The sequence below is a fragment of the Prevotella histicola genome, from assembly GCF_055385135.1.
This window is the reverse complement of sequence record NZ_AP043793.1, coordinates 1,242,864-1,266,265: the sequence shown is the minus strand read 5'-3', so window position 1 is coordinate 1,266,265 and position 23,402 is coordinate 1,242,864. Positions and strand designations below refer to the sequence as shown.

The 23,402-nt window shown below is 43.4% G+C and carries 19 protein-coding genes; 10 read left to right on the top strand and 9 right to left on the bottom strand.

Annotation, left to right across the window (positions count from 1 at the left end; genetic code table 11):
- Window positions 1–16 precede the first annotated feature (16 nt).
- From ACZ48L_RS05270 to dgt, 8 genes are all read right to left on the bottom strand, one after another.
- On the bottom strand, window positions 17–415 hold the full coding sequence (locus ACZ48L_RS05270) for an HIT family protein (protein ID WP_008824217.1): 399 nt from the start codon (window positions 413–415) through the stop codon (window positions 17–19).
- Between the two features lie 23 nt (window positions 416–438).
- Window positions 439–909, bottom strand: a complete 471-nt coding sequence (gene greA / locus ACZ48L_RS05265; protein WP_008824218.1) for a transcription elongation factor GreA — start codon at window positions 907–909, stop codon at window positions 439–441.
- 496 nt (window positions 910–1,405) lie between these two features.
- Window positions 1,406–1,993: a pyridoxal 5'-phosphate synthase glutaminase subunit PdxT gene (pdxT, locus tag ACZ48L_RS05260; RefSeq protein WP_025791752.1), complete on the bottom strand. Its 588-nt coding sequence runs from the start codon at window positions 1,991–1,993 to the stop codon at window positions 1,406–1,408.
- Window positions 1,990–2,862: a pyridoxal 5'-phosphate synthase lyase subunit PdxS gene (gene pdxS, locus ACZ48L_RS05255; RefSeq protein WP_008824220.1), complete on the bottom strand. Its 873-nt coding sequence runs from the start codon at window positions 2,860–2,862 to the stop codon at window positions 1,990–1,992. The genes pdxT and pdxS overlap by 4 nt, the downstream gene beginning before the upstream one ends.
- Window positions 2,863–2,914: 52 nt before the next feature.
- Window positions 2,915–3,871 carry a hydroxymethylpyrimidine/phosphomethylpyrimidine kinase gene (locus tag ACZ48L_RS05250; protein WP_025791753.1) on the bottom strand — a complete coding sequence of 319 codons (957 nt, stop codon included), beginning with the start codon at window positions 3,869–3,871 and terminating at the stop codon, window positions 2,915–2,917.
- A 618-nt stretch (window positions 3,872–4,489) separates the two neighbouring features.
- Window positions 4,490–7,864: a DEAD/DEAH box helicase gene (locus ACZ48L_RS05245; protein WP_025791754.1), complete on the bottom strand. Its 3,375-nt coding sequence runs from the start codon at window positions 7,862–7,864 to the stop codon at window positions 4,490–4,492.
- Window positions 7,865–8,136: 272 nt separating this feature from the next.
- Window positions 8,137–9,132: a YqiA/YcfP family alpha/beta fold hydrolase gene (locus ACZ48L_RS05240; RefSeq protein ID WP_025791755.1), complete on the bottom strand. Its 996-nt coding sequence runs from the start codon at window positions 9,130–9,132 to the stop codon at window positions 8,137–8,139.
- A 10-nt stretch (window positions 9,133–9,142) separates the two neighbouring features.
- The gene (gene dgt / locus ACZ48L_RS05235; RefSeq protein WP_025791756.1) at window positions 9,143–10,480 is read right to left on the bottom strand and encodes a dGTP triphosphohydrolase; all 1,338 of its coding nucleotides are present in this window, start codon (window positions 10,478–10,480) and stop codon (window positions 9,143–9,145) included.
- Window positions 10,481–10,637: 157 nt separating this feature from the next.
- On the opposite strand from dgt, the gene dut reads away from it, so the two are divergent.
- From dut to ACZ48L_RS05195, 8 genes are all read left to right on the top strand, one after another.
- Entirely contained in the window at window positions 10,638–11,075 is a 438-nt protein-coding gene (gene dut / locus ACZ48L_RS05230) for a dUTP diphosphatase (RefSeq protein WP_008824225.1), read from the top strand.
- Window positions 11,076–11,118: 43 nt separating this feature from the next.
- Window positions 11,119–12,840, top strand: a complete 1,722-nt coding sequence (locus ACZ48L_RS05225) for a tetratricopeptide repeat protein (protein ID WP_036869344.1) — start codon at window positions 11,119–11,121, stop codon at window positions 12,838–12,840.
- A complete protein-coding gene (lolB1, locus tag ACZ48L_RS05220; RefSeq protein WP_025791758.1) occupies window positions 12,837–13,745 on the top strand; it encodes a lipoprotein insertase outer membrane protein LolB1 in 909 nt (302 codons plus the stop codon). The genes ACZ48L_RS05225 and lolB1 overlap by 4 nt, the downstream gene beginning before the upstream one ends.
- Complete coding sequence (locus ACZ48L_RS05215; protein WP_025791759.1) at window positions 13,746–15,728, top strand: murein hydrolase activator EnvC family protein; 1,983 nt, start codon at window positions 13,746–13,748, stop codon at window positions 15,726–15,728. It begins immediately after the preceding gene.
- Between the two features lie 636 nt (window positions 15,729–16,364).
- Window positions 16,365–18,173: an AMP-dependent synthetase/ligase gene (locus ACZ48L_RS05210; RefSeq protein WP_008824229.1), complete on the top strand. Its 1,809-nt coding sequence runs from the start codon at window positions 16,365–16,367 to the stop codon at window positions 18,171–18,173.
- 106 nt (window positions 18,174–18,279) lie between these two features.
- Window positions 18,280–19,395, top strand: a complete 1,116-nt coding sequence (gene prfB, locus ACZ48L_RS05205; RefSeq protein WP_025791761.1) for a peptide chain release factor 2 — start codon at window positions 18,280–18,282, stop codon at window positions 19,393–19,395.
- Between the two features lie 44 nt (window positions 19,396–19,439).
- Complete coding sequence (locus ACZ48L_RS05200; protein WP_008824231.1) at window positions 19,440–19,577, top strand: hypothetical protein; 138 nt, start codon at window positions 19,440–19,442, stop codon at window positions 19,575–19,577.
- 13 nt (window positions 19,578–19,590) lie between these two features.
- The gene (locus ACZ48L_RS05195; RefSeq protein WP_025791762.1) at window positions 19,591–20,088 is read left to right on the top strand and encodes a CYTH domain-containing protein; all 498 of its coding nucleotides are present in this window, start codon (window positions 19,591–19,593) and stop codon (window positions 20,086–20,088) included.
- On the opposite strand, the gene ACZ48L_RS05190 is transcribed toward ACZ48L_RS05195, so the two are convergent.
- Window positions 20,048–20,440 carry a VanZ family protein gene (locus ACZ48L_RS05190; RefSeq protein WP_025791763.1) on the bottom strand — a complete coding sequence of 131 codons (393 nt, stop codon included), beginning with the start codon at window positions 20,438–20,440 and terminating at the stop codon, window positions 20,048–20,050. The two genes, ACZ48L_RS05195 and ACZ48L_RS05190, sit on opposite strands and share 41 nt — an antisense overlap.
- A gap of 71 nt (window positions 20,441–20,511) precedes the next feature.
- On the opposite strand from ACZ48L_RS05190, the gene ACZ48L_RS05185 reads away from it, so the two are divergent.
- Together ACZ48L_RS05185 and ACZ48L_RS05180 are read left to right on the top strand one after the other, a co-directional pair.
- On the top strand, window positions 20,512–21,873 hold the full coding sequence (locus ACZ48L_RS05185; protein ID WP_025791764.1) for a sodium-dependent transporter: 1,362 nt from the start codon (window positions 20,512–20,514) through the stop codon (window positions 21,871–21,873).
- Between the two features lie 361 nt (window positions 21,874–22,234).
- Window positions 22,235–23,212: a ComEA family DNA-binding protein gene (locus ACZ48L_RS05180; RefSeq protein WP_377463752.1), complete on the top strand. Its 978-nt coding sequence runs from the start codon at window positions 22,235–22,237 to the stop codon at window positions 23,210–23,212.
- The last annotated feature ends 190 nt before the right edge of the window (window positions 23,213–23,402 follow it).

Genomic DNA, 23,402 nt, shown 5'->3' with positions numbered 1-23,402 from the left:
ATAAGATAAATGAGGCTTAATCTAACTCTTGAAAAGCCTTAAAAATCTTTGCTGCAATCTCTTTCTGCTCCTCAGGACTAACCTGAACATGGTGTTTGAAGTCAACATCTGCCTCGCTATTCATTGGAAGAAGATGTATGTGTGCGTGGTTAACCTCTAAACCCAGTACAACCTGAGCCACCTTTCGGCATGGGAAAACCGCTTTAATAGCCCGTGCTACCTTCTTAGCAAAAAGCTCAAAGGCTGCAAGTTCTTGGTCATCCATGTCAAAAATGTAATCTACTTCCTTGCGGGGAATGACAAGAGTATGGCCCTTTGTTACAGGGTCAATATCAAGAAATGCGTAAAAATGTTCGTCTTCCGCACACTTATAGCTGGGGATTTCACCAGCAGCAATCTTACTGAATATAGTCATGTTAACCTCCTCTTTTTATAAGATTAAGCTTCAATAGAGATCTTATCAATACGCAGTTTAATGGTACCACGTGGTATTGTTATCTCAACTTCATCACCAACTTTCTTGTTTAACAAGCCTTGTGCGATAGGAGTCTTGATAGAAATCTTGTTCTGTTTGAGGTTTGCTTCTGTCTCACTGACGATGGTATACTTCATTTTTGCCTTTGTTTTAACGTTCGTCATCTCAACAGTAGACATTATCTGTACTGCATCTGCGCTCAATCTTGACATGTCAACGATTTTAGCTTGTGCTACAGTCATCTTCATTTCGGCGATACGAGCCTCAAGATGACGCTGTGCTTCTTTGGCTGCATCGTATTCTGAGTTTTCACTTAGGTCACCTTTGTCAGCTGCCTCGGCAATGGCTGCAGAAGCTTTTGGGCGTTCAACAGACTCTAAATACTGTAAATCAGCTACGAGCTTATCGTAACCTTCCTGTGACATATATGCCATAATGATTTTGTCCTTTTATTAATTAATACGTTTTTCAATAGACAAAAACGACAGAATTCCAACATCTTCTCTATAATGTCGGAATCCTTATCCTTAATGTCCAAATCTCTTTATTCGGTGCAAAGGTAGCCCTAAAAAATGAAATGGCAAAGTTTTAGGGGTTAAAATTCCTTTTGTTCTAAATTCGATAGATGGTAAGTAGCTATCTTAACCGGCTACTTTTACTAAATAGGTTTCAATCTGTTATTTTATAAGAAATAAGTCTTGATATATATCAAGAAACGCATTTTATCTATAAAAACAACTTGAAATGTTTGCAAGTATGAAGTATTTACTCTATCTTTGCATCGTGTTTTTCATAGTATTAGATTTAAGGTTAACAAAGGTTGGACTACAGCGGTAGTCCTTTTTTTGTGTCTTTACGTTTATAAACAGTGCAGACCATCATAATTGCTTATTGCATTTTATGATGGTCTGCATTTGCTTTTATCAGAGTTTATCTTGCTTTTACGATCTTCAAAAAGTATTCATGTACTCGTGTGTCCATGTCTAATTCTGGATGGAAGGAGGTAACAAGCTGGTTATTTTGCCTTGCAGCAACACTCCGACCATCTACGGTTGCAAGTATTTCTACATCCTCAGAGGCATGAGCAATATATGGTGCACGAATGAAAGTCATGGGAATTTTGCCTTCAATGCCTTTGAAAGACGCTTCTGTATGGAAACTTCCCAACTGTCTTCCGTATGCATTTCGTGCTGCGGTCATGCTCATTGTGCCAATCCTTGGTGGTTCTGGTGCTGCAGGACTGTTACCTTCTACCTTTTGAGATAGAAGGATTAGCCCTGCACAAGTACCAAAGACAGGTAGTCCACCTTCAATAGCTTCACGAATAGGAGTTAACAATCCAAGTTCTCGGAGGAGCTTTCCCTGAGTCGTACTTTCGCCACCAGGAATAATCAATCCATCCTTTTCCTGTTGCCAGTCCTTTAGTTGTCGCACTTCAAAGCAGTCTACTCCCAGCTTGTTGAGCAACATCTCATGTTCGAGAAAAGCCCCTTGAAGGGCGAGTACGGCAATTCTCATTGTCCGCGCTCAGCCATGAGCAGCTGTATCTCCTGCTCGTTGATACCTACCATAGCCTCACCTAAGTCTTCTGATAGTTTAGCCAATTCCTTAGGATCGTTGTAGTTTGTTACGGCTTTTACGATGGCTGCTGCTCGTTTCTCCGGATCACCACTCTTGAAAATACCAGATCCTACGAAGACTCCTTCAGCACCTAACTGCATCATCAACGCAGCATCAGCTGGTGTAGCGACACCTCCTGCAGCGAAATTCACTACTGGTAACTTTCCATTGTCATGTACATACTTCACCAAATCATATGGAGCTTGCAGCTGTTTGGCTGCTTCAAAGAGTTCATCTTCGCGCTTTCCTACCAATTCACGTATCTGAGCCTGCATCAAACGCATGTGACTGACAGCCTGAACAACGTCTCCTGTTCCTGGTTCTCCCTTTGTACGGATCATTGTTGCACCTTCAGCGATACGGCGTAAAGCCTCATTCAGGTTGCGAGCACCGCATACGAAAGGAACATCAAACTGTGTCTTGTCAATGTGATAGATGTTATCAGCTGGTGAAAGTACCTCACTTTCGTCGATATAATCAATCTCAATTGCTTGCAGAATCTGTGCTTCTGCAATGTGACCGATACGGCATTTTGCCATTACAGGTATAGTAACAGCCTCTTGGATGCCCTTGATCATCTTTGGGTCACTCATTCTTGACACGCCACCTGCTGCACGAATGTCAGCTGGGATACGCTCTAAAGCCATTACAGCACATGCACCTGCAGCCTCAGCAATGCGAGCCTGCTCTGGTGTTGTTACGTCCATGATCACACCGCCCTTCAACATCTGGGCAAGATTCCGGTTTAATTCTTGTCGGTTTGTCATATCTTTAATTATTTAATAAGGTATCTTTATTGATTTAATAATATCTCTTTTTTTATTTAATTTGTTTTCTCCATTCACTTGGTGTCTGCCCTGTTTGCTTTCTAAAGAACTTTGCAAACTGTGCCTGAGACGTAAAACCATGCTCATAGGCAATCTCTTGAATGGGGTGTTGGGTTGTCCGAAGCTGACAGGCAAGTGCTTCTGTGAGCGTATGGTCTATGATGTTTTTAGGTGACTTTCCTGATATTCGGTGCGCTACCTGGGACAGATAACGGGCTGAAACGTTCAGACAGTCAGCATAAAAAGCCACGTCACGATTCGTACGATAGTGTTGTTGCACAGCCTCAAGGAACTCATTATACAGCTGACTACTACGTCCATTGAGGTCACTCTTGCGTGCTACGAGTGTGCGAATATACTCTTTTGCATGCTGAATGGCTTGCTCCATCGGCTCATCCTTGCTCAAATAGACGGCAAGGGCAGAAGAGAAACTGTTTGATAAACCATGTTGTACGAGGTCATTGAGAACAAGTGAACGTGTTTTCTGCCTTTCCCAGTTGATAGAAGGGTGAGTAAAGATGCGTTCAGCATCTCCTTCTCTTAAAATTACAATGTCACATAACGGTAATAATTTACTGCGTATTTGCATGATGACATCATCTGTCAGCAGTCGGTCACCGTTACTTGTTGTTACGATAGGGTCATAGATGACATGGTGGGGATGGTATTTCAGCAAGGCGTCAACCACCACAGAGAGTGTCTCTATGGTCCGAATCATTCCCACTTTCACTGTGTCGGGCTGCACATCATTGATGATTGCTTCTATCTGTCCTTTCACAATGTCAGCCGGAAGATCATGGAAAGCCTGAATACCCAAAGTGTTCTGCACTGTAATAGAGGTAACAGCCGATACGGCATAGCCACCTAAAGCAGCTATCGTCCTGATGTCTGCTTGTACACCAGAGCCTCCTGTACTGTCTGAACCTGTAATAGTGAGAATCGTCTTCATCAGCTTTCGATTATATTTTACGGTCTACAAAGTAAAGAGAAAATATTGAAACTGGCAAGAAAAGTTCCTAAATTGACAAGAAAAACGAAAGTTCTGACAGTTCACTATGTATAAAAAAGGCTTGTCCTCTGCGTTTATTCTCGGGTTCGGAGCAGGACATAGGAGGGATAAAGTGTCAAGGAGAATGTTTCCTTTTGTACTGTTATAGGAGAATATGGACATATAAACTCTTTGCTCAAATCGGTTGATGAGCGTATTAGAAACATTAAACTTACGGTGAGAACCTATATATAATTAAGGTGTAAAAGGGCGGGGAAGAGTCTGAAGAGGTTGCTGTTATGAGTAGTAAAATAAGATTACAGTGTTGAGGTTGTGGTGATGAGCAGGATGATGCGATATGTCTTTTCTCCGACTTTGTAACCTTCATAAAATCAGATGGTTACAAAGAGGCTTGTAAAAGAGCATCTTTTGTACTTCAAAAGGGCGTCTTTTACAACGCAAAAGGGCACCTTTTACAATGCAAAAGATGCCCTTTTAGAAGGTGAAAGATGGTCTTTTAAAAACCAAAGAGGAGTTTATTTTACAAAATAGGTCGTTCCTTATCCTCCAATCACATGTTTATTGCGTTTGATAACCACCCTTTTCCTTTATGTAATCAATAAGTTCTGCAAAGAGTTTGTTCTGTCTTAACGTTGCTTCATTGCCTGTAAGTATCAGTTGCTTGCGGGCTCTTGTGATGGCAACATTCAGCTTTCTGTCAATGGGCTGACCGTCTTCATAGAAGGTATTAGCAGTGAGGAAGTCAAGCTGATACCTACTTTGAACTGTGAATGAGTAAAGAATGACGTCACGTTGACTACCCTGATAACGTTCAACGGTATCTATACTGATGTCTTCTAAGGCTGGGATTCCAAGCTTTTCTATCTCCTTTCGGATCATAGCAATTTGATTGCGATAGGGTACAATGATGCCAACAGACTTCTGTGCGTTGAAGGTTTCACTTAATTGTCGGTACAGACGGCGAAGCATATCAGCAATAATCTTTGCCTCTTCAGTGTTTACTTTCTCCGAAATATTTAGTTTTCTGCATGGTTTTGACGGGATGAATAGCATGCGATGAGCCTTCAATAACTCGTCAGTTGCATCTTCACTGGTTTCTTTATAAGGCAGATTCTCCTCTACTTGATGCGCCAATGGCACACATTCTAACTGTTCCTGCGCATAAAATTTACGGTTGGCAAAGTCGGCAATGTCGGGGTGCATGCGCCCTTGTTTGTGTAATGTACCAATGAAATCAGTTCTTTCTGCAGCCCGTTCAGTAAGGATGAGCCGTTCGAAGAGGGAATTGGCACACGACAAAAGATGGATGTCTTGGAGCAGAGGACTATCTATTGCAGTCTCAATATCCCCCTGTTGCACCACGGCAGGTAGCTGTTTGTGGTCGCCAATCAATATAAATCGTTCAATAGACCGTTCTTCACCATGTCCAGCTGATAGTATTCCAACGATGTTTGGTTCTAATATCTGGCTTGCTTCATCAATGATTGCAAGGTCGAAGTGCTTGATATTGAAAAGTGCAGAACGGGAGTTCATGGTTGAAGTGGTGGCAACAATGATCTGAGCGCTTGATATTTTCTCCCTGATAGAAGCCAAATTTGGATTCTCACCAAGGAGAGATGACAACAGATGGTCACTGTATTTCGGGTCACAACTGAACTCATTCCCTATGCGAACGTAGTCGAGCTGATTGGCAGTAAGCATTCCGCATATCTCATCTACAGCCCTGTTCGTATAAGCAAGGAGGAGGATAGACGATTGACTCTTGGGTGTTGATGATTGAGAGGTGGGGTTTGTTGCAAGCTGTTCACGTACCAAGAACTGTAGGGCTTGCGATGTTTTTCCTGTTCCGGGAGGACCAATGAGTAGGAAGTAGTCCTGTGCCTGCTTGGCTTTAAGGATGATATCGTCATAATCAGGATGGTAACTCTTCGACAATTTCAGGCTTTTGTCGACACGTGGTGCACGCTGACCGAGAAGCAGCTGACGCCGATCTTCATCAGATGTGATAAACGTATAAAGGCTTCGGATACCTGCTGTTCCACCAATATCACTGCTCGCATGCTCAATGGCAAACTGTTCTCCGTTGATAATGTCAGGGTTCTGCTGACCATCATTGAGATGCACGGTGATGCTGTCTACATGTATTTCCTGTAGTGATCCTTTGTAGAGAATACTCTGTCTGACGTCAGGTTGCTCTCCTTTCTTGTATGCATAGAGGTAAACCATGTCGCCTCTTCGGAAGTTCGGGAGGAAGTCTTCGCCTTGTTGTGGGATGCTTAGCGTGACGGTATCGTAGCCGTTGAACGAGCTACTGCACTGCTTTGACGTGATAGTCAGCCCTGTATAGATGTTTCCTGTCTCCTTCTTTTCAGCCAAAGGCATGTTCCATAAGTCGGCATTACTGCTACCTACACCTTCCTGTGCACCAACTTTCGACACGAGTTGTTCCTTTATCACGAAGGTCATCATGCGTGAGAAGTAAGCCTTTTCCAGTTCGTTGAGCTGGTGAAGTGGGGCTAATGTCCCTGTGAGTTGCGGCAAAAGATAGTTGTGATAGAACGAGTCGTTCTGCTTTTCCACGTTCAATGTCTGTGGTGTCAGAAGTGGAATCATCCTTCCGAAGCCGTTCTCTGCCATCCAAAACTCCGTTGCTACAGCTTGATTACGGAAGCGAATTGCCTCACGAATCAGTGTCTGTAGAGGTTCAACCTCAAGCAGTCCGTCAGGTAGGGGATACTTTGAGTAAAGCAATTGGATGTGTGCTTTCTTGGCACTGAGCTGGAAGTTATATTGCAGAATACCGTAGTAGAGTAGCAACTGAACGTAATGTTTCTCTACATGCAACGACCCATGTGGGTTTCGGAACTTACGTTCTATAAAGATATTCTTGCCTGATTTCTGCTCAATAAGTAACTGAAGATCAGTTGTCATAAGGTCAACTCGTCCTTGAAGTCCCAGCCGTTCACACACAAAAGATGGCTCAAGGATAGCTTTATCACGGTCGAATGTATGGAAAATCTCGTCCACTATCTCTTGCATATGTTCCACTTGCCGTTCAGCTTCCTGCTTGAAATCGGTTGCATTGAAGTCGGGGCAGGTGGCAAAGTCTAATGCTTTCTCTCTGAAATTCGACCGAAATGTGTCTTTTATGTCGTAGTCTGCAGGGTGATTGATGATATCATCCAGTGCTGAACCAGCGAAGTTACCCAGTACGATGTACTTGTTTACAGGTCGATTCTGCAATCTGTTGACCGTAAAAAGCAGAGGATGATGTCCATAACTCTCAAAACAGTTGGCTATTGTAGATATGTCTATGAGGTAATCAGGCTCTACGACGATCATGCGAGGGATGACTTTCTTACGTGTGACATTACAGTCAAGCAGGTTCAGCTGCATCCCTTCACGCAGTAAAGGGCGTAGATAGGTGAAGTCAACATACTCTGGTGTATTCGTATAGTCCACTGTCAACAACTCTTCACTGCTGTCTTGGTTGGTCACAGAGACCCGAATCGTCTTTTCATCCCACTCTTTGACAATACAACGGATGTATCTATAGTTCGTCAGTTGTATGTTTTCCGTCATCCTTCCATGTGTTGGAATCTTGCCAACGAGGAACGATGGTACGGCTTCTTGGAATATAGCAGAGACAAATATGGCAAGTGCCCGACAGTCATACGCCACGTCTTCGGGTAGAATCGGCGCAATGGAATTGCTGTGTCGGCGCATCTTTTGTATGGCAACAATGTCTTGTGGAGCAATGTTATGTTGTCTGCAAAGCACCTCAACCTGTGATGATAGGTTGCCAAAACCATGTCGGGTATTCTTCAATCCCTCATGGCAAGCAATGACAAGTGTCTCATGCATGATGAGTGCCTGTGCCTCGGAAGGTGCCGAAAGGATGTCGGCGATGCGTGTAAAGAGTTCGTGTGCCATCGTTAAAAAGCCATCTTTGTAGTTTCGGTCCTGATGTCTTGCTTCTGGTTATATTATGGAAAGAAGGGTGGAGACGGGCGTTAGGGATTTTTCTTACTAATGTTTCAAGATTGAATAGGTCATGCTTCATGCCATGTCATCATAATGAAACGGGTGTCTCATCGTGATTAATTTTGCATCTCGTCATGATGAAAATAAGATAAAACACACAAGAAACAAATCCCCAACGTATGTGCTATTGCTGTCTTAAACGTATGTTTTATGAAGTTTAATCACTGTCCTCCCAACCGTTCAAAGTAAGTAATGATTTCCTCCCATGTCTTGAATTCATCACTACCGAAGCGTAAGACAGTACCGAGAAAGTCTGGTTGTTCGGTGCTACTGATGAAGTAATCGCCGTAAAGAAGTTGTGGTTGATTGGTGAAGATGGCATGATTCCAGGCTGGAGCACTGAATGTTTCTTCAATCCAAGCTTGTTGTTCGGTGATAACCGATGGGTTATTGGTAGGTGCAGGACTTACAAAATAGACGTTATAGTTATCGAGTAAGAGCTCATAAGCCTTGTGTAGGCTCGACTTTGGCTTACCATATCCATCGGCAAGGGTATCCTGACTGATAAGAACAGTGCGCCGTTCGCGCCCTTCTTGTCGGTCGTCAATCCATCGAATGACAGGCATGAGATAGTGGAAGATAGCCTTTTCAATGAGTCGGTGCTCCCCGTGGAAGTGGATGGCTTGGGTATAATGCTCGCTAAAGAGGTCGAATGTGTGCACAATCGGGTCTTCATCGCCGAAGAGTCCGAATACTTTTAGTTGCTCTTCCTCGGTCACTTGCGCAAAACATTGCTCTGTCATTTCCTTGTATTCCTTAACCAATGCCTTGGTGACAATGACTTCCTTTTCTCCATCCTGTCGTTCATTCTGATACACCTGCTTACCCATCATGTTGCTTTCGGTGATGGTTGATCCCATCTGAAAGGCTGGATTGACAAAGATACGGTCTACACCGTAGAGCATCTCTGTGTACATTCCACCCATTGAAGTACCAATGATAAGGTCTGGATTCTCTGTCTTTACAAGGTTACGCAACAGCTCCATCGCCTCTTCGGGATGTATTGGGAGGTCGGGAGCAATGACTGTTGCCTGTGGCATATAGTCACGAAGAATCTGTGCAGTGTGGGTTGATCCGGCTGACATGAAGCCGTGTACATAGATGATTTTCTTCCCTACCATGAGGTTGGGGAAGGTCTTTTTATATTGATTTTCCATTTAAAACTCCTTAAATGATGGGCAAACTGATGCCGTTTATCTTCTGATAGATGTCCAAAGCGTAGATGTCTGTCATGCCACTTATATAATCGATGACAGCCATGATACGTGTTTCAAGATCAGGACTCTGTATGTCGTACTGACTTGAGAAGCGTCGAATGAGCTGTTGACTATGGAAGTGTTCTGGGTTAACGGCAGCTCCGATGAGGTCATTCATGAGCGTTTCCATGATCTTATAACCCGATAATTCCACGTCAAGGACCGTCTTACTGCGATAAATCTCCCTTACAGAAACTTCTGCACAATGCTTGTAAGCCTTGCAAGGAAGCTCGGAGATATGCTTGATAAGCGATCCTTCGAAGGTTCCTTGTAGTATTTCTTGTTCATGTTCGACGAAAGCATTGACGCATTCTGCCTCCAATAATCCTACTGCACATGCTCGGAAGTAAACCACCTGTTCGTTCTTGTCGGTCACACCTTCGTCTTCTATGCGTTGACGGATGCTCCTTTTGGTCTCTTCATCGAAGAATCCCAGTAGCAATTCTGCCGTTTCTTCGAAAGAAAGAAGCTTCAGTTTATGAGCATCTTCAATATCCATTATCTCGTAACAGATATCATCTGCAGCTTCCATAAGATATACTAATGGGTGGCGAACATAGCGTATTCCTTCCTCTGTGTGCTCCTTTTCGATGATACCCAGCTCGTCGGCAATCTTCTTATAGGTGTCTTCCTCCGTCGAGAAGAAGCCAAATTTACCATGTTTCCCCGCAAAAGCAGAGCTGAAAGGGTACTTCACGATGCTTGCCAATGTGGTATAGGTCATAACAAAACCACCCTCACGACGCCCTAAGAAGCGATGTGTTAGCAAACGAAAGGCATTGGCATTTCCCTCGAAATGGGTTATATCATCCCAGAATCGTTTGCTGACTTTTTCCTTTAAGCAGGCTCCTGGACCTTCGGTAAAGAAAGATTGGATAGCTTTCTCACCACTATGTCCGAAGGGAGGGTTGCCCATGTCATGTGCATAGCATGCCGTTTGTACGATGGTTCCAATCTCTTCAAAGAGCGTACCACGCAGTTCTGGATGTTTTTTCATCAGCTTACGTGCCACGTCATCACCCAAAGACTTACCCAGTGAAGCTACTTCAAGGGAGTGAGTCAGGCGATTATGCACGAAGATACTACCTGGAAGTGGGAAGACTTGAGTCTTGTTCTGTAGTCTTCGGAAGGGTGCTGAATAGATAAGACGGTCACTGTCACGCTTAAATTCAGAGCGATCATCGTGTCGAAGAGCATGCCGGTCTTCCTGTCCGAGCCGTTTATTGGATATGAGTTGTTGCCAGTTCATTGTCTTTGAATGCTGTTTGAGGGGGATTAAAGAATTGATATCAGCCTTGGAAAGCCGCTCGCAAAAGTAATTAAAATTGGCTAAAAACGGGCTTTTTACAATGAAAAATTCAGCAATGTGGCATTAATTGTTTAATTTTGCACCTTATTAAATAGCGATGATAAAGATAAAAGTAATCAATAAAGGGCATCAGCAACTTCCTGCTTATGCCACTTCACAGAGCGCAGGAATGGACCTTCGCGCTAATATTGACGAGAAGATCGTGTTGCATCCCATGGAACGTAGGCTTATACCGACAGGATTATACATAGCACTTCCTGCTGGTTATGAGGCTCAAGTACGCCCTCGTAGCGGTTTAGCATTGAAACATGGGCTCACAGTATTGAACTCTCCAGGTACGATAGATGCTGATTACCGGGGTGAAATCATGGTATTACTTATCAATTTCTCGGATGAAGACTTCATTATTAATGATGGTGAACGCATTGCACAGATGGTCATTGCACGTCATGAGCAAGGAGAATTCATAGAAGTAGAGGAACTTGATGAGACTGAACGTGGTACTGGTGGATACGGACATACGGGCGTAAAATAACAAAAGAAGGGTAAAAGGAATATTTGTTAAGGTCATACATTTGATGAAAGTACGAACTAATTTAAGCAAAGTCGTCCTGACGATCGTGTTGTTAGGAGGCTCTTTAGGACTGCATGCAGAAGACTATGATAGCTTGCAGAGCTATAACTATTTCTTCTTAGAAGGCGTTCGACAGCAAGAGATGGGTAATCTTACGGCTGCGTTCGACCTGCTTCGTCATGCTCGTGACCTTAATCCTAACGCCCCAGAGGTGTATTATCTGTTGGCACCTTACTATGTTGACCTGAAAGATGACACCCGTTCACGCGCTTATTATGAACGTGCTGCTACATTAGACCCAGAGAACTCCAGTTATATTGAGAAGCTTGGACAGCTTTATGTCTCACAGAAAGACTATCCAAATGCTATCAATGCTTACGAAAAACTCTATGCTTTGAACAAAGCTCGTGTGGATGTTCTGCAGATTCTCTACCAACTTTATGGCTCACAGAACGAGTTTCAACAGATGATTAACGTCCTCAACCGTATAGAAGTACTTGAAGGTAGCAGTGAACAGATATCCCTTAGCAAGATGCAAATCTATGAACAGATGGGCGAAAAGCGTAAGGAGTATGATGAGTTGAAGTCACTTGTTGATTCACATCCGCTGGATTTGAATTATAAAGTCATGTTCGGCAACTGGCTTTTACAGAACGGTAAGAAGAAAGAAGCAGTCAAGTTGTACCGCAATGTACTGAAGGAAGAACCGACGAATGCCCTGGCTAAGTTGTCATTATTGGATTATTATCGTACGATAGGAGACCAAGCTACTGTGGATGTCATCACACAAGAGCTGCTACAATCACCTAAAACGGAGAAAGAAACAAAGATAGCTTTGCTCCGACAGGTTATCTCTTCGAATCAACAAGCAAATGTTTCGGACAGTGCAGAGGTGATGAAACTCTTCTCACAAGCGCTGTCTGTGCCACAGACAGATGCTGACATCCTGATGATGAAAGCTGCTTATATGTCATTAAAGAAGATGCCGAAGGCTGAAATCAACCGTGTTTATGAACAAGCTATAGATGTTGAACCTGATAATTCACGTGCTCGTATAGCGTTGATACAGAACATTTGGGATACAGGAGACTATGATAAGGTCATTGCTATCTGCCGACCTGCACAGGAATATAACCCTGAAGAGATGGTTTTCTATTACTTTCAGGGTATGGCACAGTATCAGAAGCATGAAAATGATGCAGCATTGCAGACCTTCAGGAAGGGTGTTAGTCAGATAAAAGCAGACAGTAATCCTGATGTTGTTTCGGACTTTTATGCCTTGATGGGCGAGATTCTTCATGAAAAAGGTCGTCTTGCAGAGTCTTTTCAGGCTTACGACAGCTGTCTACAATGGAAACCTGACAACATAGCTGCGATGAATAACTATGCTTATTACCTCAGTGAGGCAAACAAAGACTTGCCAAAAGCTGAGCAATTGAGCTACAAAACGATAAAAGCAGAGCCGAATAACAGTACATTCCTTGATACTTATGCTTGGATTCTCTTCCAACAGAAGCGTTATGAGGAAGCTAAAATTTATATAGATCAAGCTATTCGCAGTGATTCAACACTTACAGGAGTAGTAAAAGAGCATGCTGGTGACATCTATGCCATGACTGGAGACATTGATAAAGCACTTGAGTTCTGGCAGCAATCTCTCAAAGGTGGCAATCAAAGTGCAGTACTAAAGAAGAAGATACAACTAAAGAAATACGTAGCAAAATGAAAACAAATAAGATATTAATAACAGGAATGACAGTCCTTTTACTGGCTTCCTGTGGCACTCATAAGACTGTTGTCAAACAAAAAGATGTGAAGGTTGAACAGGGTAATGCAACTCTTCCAAGTACCAAAAGCAGTACCAATCAGAAGCTAATCTTTGTTCAGCGTGTGGCAGATCAGGCTCTTTATCAGAAGAACTTGGTGTCAAACCTTACCTTTACACTCAATGATGGGCATAAAGACATCACAGTTCCAGGTATTCTTCACATGCGTAAGGATGAGGTAATACGGCTTCAGCTGCTCATACCTATCATCCGTAGTGAGGTAGGACGTATGGAATTCACGAAAGATTATGTGCTTTTCATTGACCGAATACACAAGCAATACGTCAAGGCAAACTATAATGAGGTGGCTTTCTTACGTGATAATGGAATCAACTTCTACTCCCTTCAATCTCTATTCTGGAACCAATTGTTCATTCCAGGACAGCAACGTGTGAACGAAAGCAGCCTGTCTGCGTTTGACGTAGACCTTGCTACGTTGGCAAATAGTAGTAATTCAACAACTGCAGTGACGTTAAAAGACGGCAAAATGACCTATCGCTGGATGGCACAGACGCTTTCAGGGCTAATCAGTGAGGCTCGGGCACAGTATGTTAGTCCGTCTCACGGCGTGTCAACACTTACGTGGAAGTATGGAAATTTCCAACCATTTGGATCAAAGAAGTTCCCTGCACGCCATGAACTGACTATAGAAACGGATGCAACTAAGCAGAAGAAAACGTTCAAAGCAACCTTTGAAATGGATGGCTTCAGCGATGCAAGTGATTGGGAAACCATCACTACACCATCAGATAAGTACACAAAAGTGAGTGTAGAAGAAATCCTTCGCAAATTAACGAACATGTAAATGAAACGACTTTTTTTATCTTTTCTATTATTGATAACGTGCTTGCTGACGACATTTGGGCAGCATTCAAAGCGAAATAAGGGCTCAAAGAAGAGTCTAACAGTACAATCTGTGCAGCAAAAGCAGACGAAAAACGGGACGAAGACTGCTGTTGCTGCTGTAAAGGACACCAAGAATCAACCTGTAAAAGGCAATGGAAAGGCTGATAAGAATCAACCTGTCACCAACCGTAAGGGGCATTCTGCAACTGCAACGAAAGCCCAGCAGCCGACGAATGATACCCATCAGCAGGTTAATAAGAAAGGACAAGCTGTTAATGGGAAGGTAAATGGGAAGAATGTGCGTGGTGGAAAGCATGGCACAAAGGCTCCCAGATATGTTACAACAGAGGAAATCAAAGGTCTACAGAGGCAGAATCAACAGATTCAGAAGGAGATTTCTGAGCACGAAGAAGAGATGAAAGTCAAGCAGAAGGACGTAGAAACCCGTCTGCAGAAGATTGTTCGTCTTGACACAGAGATTGGTCAGCATCAGAGAACGATTGATACAATTGCCACAGATATTAAAGGATTGGATAATAATATTGGTATATTGAAAAGTCAATTGGTGTCTTTAGAGGCTCAACTTGGTGAGCGTCGTTCTCGTTTTATCCGTTCCATGCGTTATATGGCACGCCATCGAAGTATCCAAGACAAGCTGATGTTCGTGTTTTCTGCAAAGAGTCTGACGCAGATGTATCGTCGTTTGCGTTTCGTTCGTGAGTATGCTGCTTATCAACGGGCACAAGGAGAGCAGTTACAAGCTAAACAACGTCAGGTGGATGAGAAGCATAATCAGCTGCAACAGGTACGTGGTCACAAGAGTAACCTGCTTTATAAAGACCGTATAGTACATGCTCAGATGGAGCATAAGCGTGTAGAACAGCAGAATGTTGTTGCTACTTTGCAACAGGATCAGAAGGTCCTTCAGGGTGTGATAGCACAACGCAGACAACAGCAGCAAGCGTTGAATGCACAGATTGACCGACTCATTCAGATTGAAATACAGAAGGCTCGTGCCCGTGCAATAGCTGAAGCTCGTGCGCAAGCTGCCGCCCGTGCTGCTGCAGCAAAGAAGCGTGCGGAGGAGATTGCACGCAAGAAAGCGGCTGCAGAGGCGGCTGCTCGGGAGAATGCACGTCGTATTGCAGAGGCTAAAGCACGTGAGGAGAAGGCTAAAGCTGAGGCTCGTGCTGCTGCAGCAGCAGCCGAACGTGCGCGTCAAGAGGCTGCTGCTCGTGCTGCTGCAGCCCGTGCTGCCGCTGAGAAAACCCGTCAGGAAGCAGCCCAGAAGGAACGTGCTGCAGCCCGTGAGCGTGCCATTCGCAAGGCAGAACAGCAGGAAGCAGCTGCTAAGGATGCTATGGCAAAGGCGGAAGCAAAGGCAAATGCAGCTCAGGCACGTGCCGATCAAGTTGCTCGTGAGGCTGAATCGAATCGTATTGCAGCTGAACGTAAGGCGGCAGCTGACCGTGAACGTGCAGCCAGAGAGACTGCTGCTGCACAGGCTTCGTCTGCTAATGATGACATGCTGACCTCTGCTGACCGTGCTTTGACGGGTAGTTTCGCTAATAATCGTGGTCGTTTGCCAATGCCAATGTCTGGTCATATCGTAAGCCATTTTGGGCAATATGATGTTGCAGGTATGTCGAATGTGCGTTTGAGCAATGACGGTATCAATATCAAGGGAGCACCGGGCAGTGCTGTTCGCAGCGTCTTTATGGGAGAAGTGAGCGGTGTGTTTATGGCAGGAGGTGTAAGTGTGGTTATGATTCGTCATGGTATCTACATCACTGTTTATGCTAATCTCGGTTCAGTCAGTGTGGGTCGAGGACAGAAAGTGGGTACTGGTCAGACCATCGGAACCGTTGGTAAGGGTGGAATCCTGCAGTTCCAGCTGAGAAAAGAGACTGCTAAACTGAACCCAGAACAGTGGTTGCGGTAATTCTTCCAGCCTTTTTTGCGGAATAAATAATAAGGTTATTCTCACGAAAACAGCTCATTTGTTTTCGTGAGAATATTTTTTTTGCTCTTTACGAAATAGCTTTACACATTTCTTTTGGTATCGAACGGTGTAATGCATGAGATTCTCTTATTTTTGGCTTTGTAACTATTGGATAATCAGAAGGTTACAGATGGGCTTGTAAAAGACGCCCTTTTACCCTTCAAAAGATGCCCTTTTGCACGTCAAAAGGGCACCTTTTACAATGCAAAAGGTGCCCTTTTAGAATGTAAAAGAGCCTCTATTGAAATGCTTATGTGTATTTATTATTACAAAATAGGTTTTCTATCTCCTTGTTATATGGTAACGTTGAGAATCTAAAAACGTGTTAGGAGCTTTGCCGATGGGCAACTATTCTTGGTTACATTGCAATTATCGCCAAGGTGAATAAACTCTTTTTTTTTCTTTATTTGTGGATGATGCGGCTATCAGTACTTCATAAAAGACTGATCGTTTCATGACTAAAAGCTTCGGATTTCATTGTGCGACAAATATCAGAAATCATGATTTAATATCCAAATAATTTCCTTCTTTGCAGAGAAATGTTTATATTTGCAGGTAATAAAAATACATATTATCATGCAGACAATCTGTCATCTCTCAGTTCTTATTCATGAACAAGCAAAGAAATATGGTGCCAAACCAGTGTTGACATTTCGTAATTTTGGTAGTCTGACATGGAAGACAGTATCATGGAATCAGTTTTCCATGCGTGTGAAAGAGGTCTCTAATGCCCTTCTGAACCTCGGTGTAAAACCACAGGAAACCATTGGTGTCTTTTCACAGAACTGTATTCAGTACCTCTATACAGATTTTGGAGCCTATGGAGTACGTGCCATTAGTATTCCATTCTATGCTACAAGCTCTGAGCAACAGATACAATACATGATTCAGGATGCGGGGATTAGGTTCCTTTTCGTTGGTGAACAGGAGCAATATGACAAGGCTCATCGTGTCTTTGCATTGTGCCCTACGTTGGAACGTATCATCATATTTGATCCGAGTGTACGTATTAGTACACATGACCCACACGCCCTTTACTTTGAAGATTTCCTGAAATTGGGTGAAGGATTCCCACGTCAGTCAGAGGTAGAGAAGTGCTGGAAAGAAGCAAAAGAGGATGAAATCTGTAATATTCTCTACACAAGTGGAACGACAGGAGAAGGCAAAGGCGTTGTACTTACCCATAAAATGTACATCGCAGCCATGGAAGCTAATGGCAAATGTGTGCCTGTCGGTGAGGATGATCGCGTCATAAACTTCCTTCCTTTTACGCATGTCTTTGAGCGAGGGTGGGCATATCTGTCGCTCAGTGAGGGTGCACAGATGATCATTAATACCTATCCTAAGGAGATACAACAAAGCATGCGCGAGACACATCCAACGTGTATGTCAGCCGTTCCACGCTTCTGGGAGAAAGTTTATATCGCAGTGAAGGAACGAATGGACAACTCAAGCGTTGTTCAACGTAAGCTGTTTTATCATGCATTGAGTGTCGGTAAGAAGCGTAATATCACTTATCGTTCTCGCGGAAAGCGTGTTCCGTTGCCTTTGGAGATGGAATATCAGGTTGTAAATAAGACAATACTGAGTCTTGTTCGTAAGCAATTAGGACTGGAAAATGCCAATATCTTCCCAACGGCAGGTGCTTATGTGTCACCCGAAGTTGAGGAGTTCGTGCATAGCATAGGTATCTGTATGATCGTTGGTTATGGTCTTACGGAGAGCTTGGCAACGGTAAGTTGTGATCATAAGGACGAACCTTATACTGTTGGCTCGGTGGGTAGACCTATTGATAGCATACAGATTAAGATAGGAGAGAATGAAGAAATTCTCCTGAAAGGTCCTACCATCACACCGGGTTATTACCATCGCGATTTGGCAAATGCTGAGGCTTTTGATGCTGATGGCTTCTTCCATACTGGTGATGCAGGCTATCTGAAAGATGGAGAGCTCTTCCTTAAGGAACGTATAAAGGACCTTTTCAAGACTTCAAATGGTAAGTATGTTGCTCCACAGATGGTAGAAGGGATGCTGTTGGTAGACAAATTCATAGATCAGGCAGTAGTAATTGCTGATCAACGTAAGTTCGTTACGGCACTTATCGTACCAGAATTCCGCGTGTTAGAGGAGTGGGCGGCAGAACATAGCATTGCTTTTGCAGACCGTGAGGACCTCTGTCGGAACGAAGAAGTTCATAAAATGATGATGGAACGTATAGAGACGCTGCAGCAACGCTTGGCTCCTTATGAGCAGATAAAGCGCTTTACGCTCCTTGCGCATCACTTCTCTATGGAGAGTGGGGAGCTTACAAACACACTGAAACTGAAACGTTCTGTTATCAATAAGAACTTCCAGGAAGTGATTGACAGGATGTATGAGGAGTAAAAGTCAACGAGTTGACGAGTTTGTTGGTCGACAAGTTTATAATGATAATTGATAAAAAGTAAAGCCCTATATCCTCTTTTATTAGGGAATATAGGGTGAATAAGATATGATAACAGCAGATCAGCTAAAGGATATACAGGAACGTACGGAGGCATTACACCGTTATTTGGGTATTGACCAGAAACGAATTGAGTTTGAAGAGGAACAGCTTCGGACGCAAGCACCTGACTTTTGGGATGACCCAAAGCGTGCTCAGGAACAGATGAAGAAGGTCAAAGACATCGAAAAATGGATAAAAGGATATGATGAGGCACGCGCTTTGACGGATGAAGTGCAGCTGGCTTTCGACTTTTATAAGGATGAACTCGTTACGGAAGAAGAGGTAGATGCTGCTTATGATAAGGCCTTAAAGAAGGTAGAAGACTTAGAACTCAAGAACATGCTCCGCCAAGAAGAGGATCCAATGGAGTGTGTTATGAAGATAAACTCAGGTGCTGGCGGTACAGAAAGCCAAGATTGGGCATCTATGCTCATGCGTATGTACATGCGATGGGGTGAGTCTCACGGCTATAAAGTTACCATTTCTGATATTCAGGAGGGTGATGAAGCTGGCATAAAGAGTGTTACTATGAAGTTCGAGGGCGGAGAATACGCTTATGGATACCTGAAAAGCGAGAATGGAGTGCACCGTTTGGTACGTGTAAGTCCGTTTAATGCACAGGGAAAGCGCATGACAAGCTTCGCAAGTGTCTTCGTTACGCCACTGGTAGACGATACTATAGAGGTCTATGTAGACCCAGCTCGTGTTAGTTGGGATACCTTCCGTTCCAGTGGAGCTGGTGGTCAGAATGTCAATAAGGTTGAATCTGGTGTCCGATTGAGGTACCAATACGAAGATCCAGATACTGGTGAACAGGAAGAAATACTTATTGAGAACACCGAAACTCGCGACCAACCGAAGAATAGAGCTAAGGCAATGCAGCTCTTGAAGTCGCAACTTTATGACCGTGCGATGAAGAAACGCATGGAAGAACAGGCTAAAATAGAAGCTGGAAAGAAGAAGATTGAGTGGGGAAGTCAGATCCGTAGCTATGTATTTGACGACCGTCGTGTGAAAGATCATCGTACAAATTATCAGACATCGGACGTAGATGGTGTGATGGATGGTAAGATTGACGACTTCATCAAAGCGTATCTGATGGAGTTCCCAGAGGATGAATAGACCTTGGGAAATAACTAAATAATCAACCTTTTAATAGTAAAACTATGAGTGAAAGAAGTAAATTGAACCGTAAAAGACGGGAAGAGAAAGAGGAGAAGCAAGGTAATCGTGTCATAATGTGGATTGCTGTAGTACTGATTTTATTGGCAGTACTGTGCATGATATGGTCAATGACACTTTAAAGGCAATCCTTTCATGAGTGGATTAGAGATAGAACGGAAGTTTCTTGTGCATAAACGGATGGACTGGAAGCGTCTTGCAAGTAGCTGTAGTCACATACAACAGGGCTATTTTGCGGCTGTTAACACTGTCAGAGTACGTATTCGAGATGACAAAGGCTACCTAACTATCAAGGGACCATCACGCAATGGCGGTCTGTCACGTTATGAATTCGAGAAAGAAATCACCCTTCAAGAAGCCCAACAGCTCATGCTTTTGTGCGAATCGGGCGTGATAGACAAGCACAGATACCTTGTTCCGTATGCTGGACATACGTTTGAAGTGGATGAATTCCATGGAGATAACGATGGACTTGTCATGGCTGAAGTGGAGTTAAAGAGTGAGAATGAACCGTTTGAAAGCCCTGATTTCATAGGAAAAGAAGTCACTGGAGACCGTAGATTCTATAATTCTCACATGCGAAAGAATCCCTTTAAGCTCTGGCGCGACACCTTACCAGAAGAATACCGATAAGGAAAGCTATCGTAGAACCAATGCTATCAGCTAGGAAATCGAGCCAGTCTCCACTGCGTCTGCCGCTTGTACAGTACTCCTGAAGTATCTCTATGAGTCCTCCCATAGCAACAGGTAAGAGCCAAACCCAAAGCATAAACGCTTTGAGTTTGGCTTTTTTATTTGCTCTAAGATACTCAAAAATAAGCGAAAAGCCTAATACCAGATACATAACAGCATGTGTCCACTTGTCAATCAGCCTGATATTACTTAGTGGAGTATCGGGGATATTCATGAAACAAAGCACCCATATTCCTGCAATTATTATACATGAGAAAGGGAACTTAGCTAATATATACTGAAATTTTTGCATCTTTTACTTCTAATCTGATACAAAAGTAGATAATTTTTTGTAATTTTGCGCATCTAAAACGATAATTATTCATGTCACAAAAAGAAAGAGCTAAGTTCGGAAGTAAGCTGGGAATGATCCTTGCAACAGCTGGTGGTGCTGTTGGATTGGGTAACGTTTGGCGCTTCCCTTACATGACTGGACAGAACGGAGGGGCTGCCTTTATCCTTATTTATATTGGTTGTATATTGCTATTGGGGCTCCCCTGCATGATAAGTGAGTTCATTATCGGGCGTCATGCAGCCTCAAATACAGCGCGAGCATACACGAAATTATCCAACGGAACGGCTTGGAAATGGGTAGGATACCTCGGTGTGCTGACCGGTTTCCTCATTACGGGTTACTATGCAGTGGTCTCTGGCTGGTGTTTACAGTATGGAATGGCGTCAGTTGTGAATCATTTACATGGTAGTCCTGAGTATTTCAAGACTTATTTTACTGATTTCTCAACCAATCCATGGAAGCCTATCGTCTGGGCATCAATCATCTTATTGATTACCCACTACATTATTATACATGGTGTAAGGAACGGTATTGAGCGTGCATCAAAGGTCATGATGCCTGCTTTATTCATCCTTTTGCTTGTCTTGGTGGTTGCTTCTTGCTTGTTACCAGGGGCTGAAAGGGGCATAGAGTTCCTCTTAAAGCCTGATTTTAGTAAGGTAACAAAGGATGTTTTCCTAGGTGCTTTGGGGCAATCGTTCTACTCTTTGAGTATTGCGATGGGTTGTATCTGTACCTATGCATCGTATTATAGTAGACATACGAAGCTGGTGAACTCTGCTGTTCAGATAGGATTGATAGATACTTTTGTAGCTGTCTTGGCAGGATTGATTATCTTTCCAGCGGCATTCTCCGTCGGAGTGAATCCTGACAGTGGTCCTTCTTTGATATTCATAACCCTTCCTAATGTCTTTGAACAAGCCTTTGCGGGTATGCCAATCCTTGGTTATGTCATTTCTTTGGCGTTCTATCTGCTTCTTTCTATGGCAGCTTTAACCTCATTGATATCTCTTCATGAAGTGAGTACAGCCTTTTTCCAGGAGGAATTGCATATCAGTCGGAATCGTGCAGCTATGATCGTAACCAGCTGTTGCATATTGATAGGAGCCGTTTGTTCACTGTCTTTGATTGGTTGGGACGCACTTACAATTGCGGGGATGTCACTGTTTGATGTGTTCGACTTCGTGACAGGACAGATATTCCTGCCTGTTGGAGGTATGCTTACCTGCATCTTCATTGGCTGGTATGTACCCAAGAAGATTGTCAAGGATGAGTTTACGAACTGGGGAACACTGAAGGGAAGTGTCTTTGGAATCTACTATTTCTTGATACGTTTCGTCTGTCCACTGGCTATTTTGGCTATCTTCCTTCATCAATTGGGGGTTGTTTAAACCGTATTATGACGTAGAAAGAATCTGTACCTGATATGGAAAACAATCATAATGTGTGCTTGATGGCACTTACGTCTACTATCTTTGCGCATGGTGTTGGCAGTTTCTTCTTCCCCAGAGAACTACCTATGGCATGGCAGAGCGTGGACAGTATTGCGACAAAATCCGTACAAGTTTCTTTTTCTGGTAGGCTTATTCCGTTCTGTTTCGTGCGGAATGGGTTTACGAATTGGGAATCAATTCGTAGGCAGTTTTACAGTGTTTGGCTGGTCTTGCTCCGTTTTATAGTACCTGGCAGGCTCCTTTTTTCGTTCCTAAATCAGCTGAGAATCCTCTGAATAATAATCAAATCCTTAATTCTATGAACCTTAAATCCTTCTTTTACTTGCAACGTTCAGATCGTAGAGTCCTTCTTTTCTTCGTTCTTTTTATTGTGATTTGCCTTGGAACATTGGTTTTCCTGGGAAGTCATATGACAGAAACAGAATTGGCTAATGAGGACTCTCTTGTACAAAAATCCAATCTCCCACATTTCAATAAGTCGACAAAAGTGGGAGAATATGAATCCTATGAGAATGGCAAACAGCTCTTTTCCTTTGACCCGAACACTGCAACTCCACAGCAGTTGACACAGTTAGGATTGGCTCCTTACCAGGTTCGGAACATCATGAAGTATCGTTCTAAGGGTGGAGTCTTTCGTTCTCCAATGGATTTTGCACGCCTTTATGGCCTTACTCGTAAGCAGTTTCGTGAACTCGAGCCATATATCAGCATCGGCGATGACTATGCTCCCGCGTCAACACTTGCTTCTGTACAGGCGTATATAGCACGGAAAGCAGCCGAAAAGGAAGCTGCACACGAGGCATATGAGGCTTTTCGGGCAAGCAATACGTACAAGGCATATAAAGAATACGACCGAGATACGGTGCGTTATCCGCTGAAACTAAAGGTAGGAGAGCATGTAAACCTCACCATAGCAGACACAACGATGCTCAAGAAGATACCCGGTATCGGCTCAGGGTGGGCACGTGCCATTGTCAACTATGGTAAACGTCTTGGTGGGTATGTAGCAGTCGGGCAACTCTTAGAGCTTGATGGCTTCCCCGAAGAGGCTTTGCCTTATTTCTCAGTAGTGCATCCACACACGGAAAAGCTGAACCTCAACACATTGACACTTGCCCAACTAAGACGTCATCCCTATATTAATTTCTATCAAGCACGTGCTATATGCGATTACCGTAGGCTGAAAGGGAAGATAACAAGTCTGTCACAACTTCACTTGTTAAAGGACTTTCCTGCAGAAGCTATTGAACGTCTGCGTCCGTATATAGAATTGTAAGCATGCTGCATTGCGGGTGCTGATAGTCTGTTTTCTTGTGTTTGTTCTCCTAATGTACATGGGTTAGCAACTTAAGAAAAGTCCTTACATAAAATCAATAGGCATTGGGTGAAAAAGAGAAGAATGTTGATTATTTTGTGGTTTGTAACCATCAGATAATCAATTGATTATAAAATGGTTTTTAAAAGAT

Coding starts and splice junctions, on each gene's coding strand:
- dut (WP_008824225.1), top strand. CDS start 10,638: ATGATAAAGATAAAAGTAATCAATAAAGGGCATCAGCAACTTCCTGCT.
- prfB (WP_025791761.1), top strand. CDS start 18,280: ATGATAACAGCAGATCAGCTAAAGGATATACAGGAACGTACGGAGGCA.
- greA (WP_008824218.1), bottom strand. CDS start 909: ATGGCATATATGTCACAGGAAGGTTACGATAAGCTCGTAGCTGATTTA.
- ACZ48L_RS05270 (WP_008824217.1), bottom strand. CDS start 415: ATGACTATATTCAGTAAGATTGCTGCTGGTGAAATCCCCAGCTATAAG.
- ACZ48L_RS05215 (WP_025791759.1), top strand. CDS start 13,746: ATGAAACGACTTTTTTTATCTTTTCTATTATTGATAACGTGCTTGCTG.
- pdxT (WP_025791752.1), bottom strand. CDS start 1,993: ATGAGAATTGCCGTACTCGCCCTTCAAGGGGCTTTTCTCGAACATGAG.
- ACZ48L_RS05200 (WP_008824231.1), top strand. CDS start 19,440: ATGAGTGAAAGAAGTAAATTGAACCGTAAAAGACGGGAAGAGAAAGAG.
- ACZ48L_RS05190 (WP_025791763.1), bottom strand. CDS start 20,440: ATGCAAAAATTTCAGTATATATTAGCTAAGTTCCCTTTCTCATGTATA.
- ACZ48L_RS05250 (WP_025791753.1), bottom strand. CDS start 3,871: ATGAAGACGATTCTCACTATTACAGGTTCAGACAGTACAGGAGGCTCT.
- dgt (WP_025791756.1), bottom strand. CDS start 10,480: ATGAACTGGCAACAACTCATATCCAATAAACGGCTCGGACAGGAAGAC.
- ACZ48L_RS05180 (WP_377463752.1), top strand. CDS start 22,235: ATGAACCTTAAATCCTTCTTTTACTTGCAACGTTCAGATCGTAGAGTC.
- ACZ48L_RS05245 (WP_025791754.1), bottom strand. CDS start 7,864: ATGGCACACGAACTCTTTACACGCATCGCCGACATCCTTTCGGCACCT.
- pdxS (WP_008824220.1), bottom strand. CDS start 2,862: ATGACAAACCGACAAGAATTAAACCGGAATCTTGCCCAGATGTTGAAG.
- ACZ48L_RS05240 (WP_025791755.1), bottom strand. CDS start 9,132: ATGGAAAATCAATATAAAAAGACCTTCCCCAACCTCATGGTAGGGAAG.
- ACZ48L_RS05225 (WP_036869344.1), top strand. CDS start 11,119: ATGAAAGTACGAACTAATTTAAGCAAAGTCGTCCTGACGATCGTGTTG.
- ACZ48L_RS05195 (WP_025791762.1), top strand. CDS start 19,591: ATGAGTGGATTAGAGATAGAACGGAAGTTTCTTGTGCATAAACGGATG.
- ACZ48L_RS05210 (WP_008824229.1), top strand. CDS start 16,365: ATGCAGACAATCTGTCATCTCTCAGTTCTTATTCATGAACAAGCAAAG.
- lolB1 (WP_025791758.1), top strand. CDS start 12,837: ATGAAAACAAATAAGATATTAATAACAGGAATGACAGTCCTTTTACTG.
- ACZ48L_RS05185 (WP_025791764.1), top strand. CDS start 20,512: ATGTCACAAAAAGAAAGAGCTAAGTTCGGAAGTAAGCTGGGAATGATC.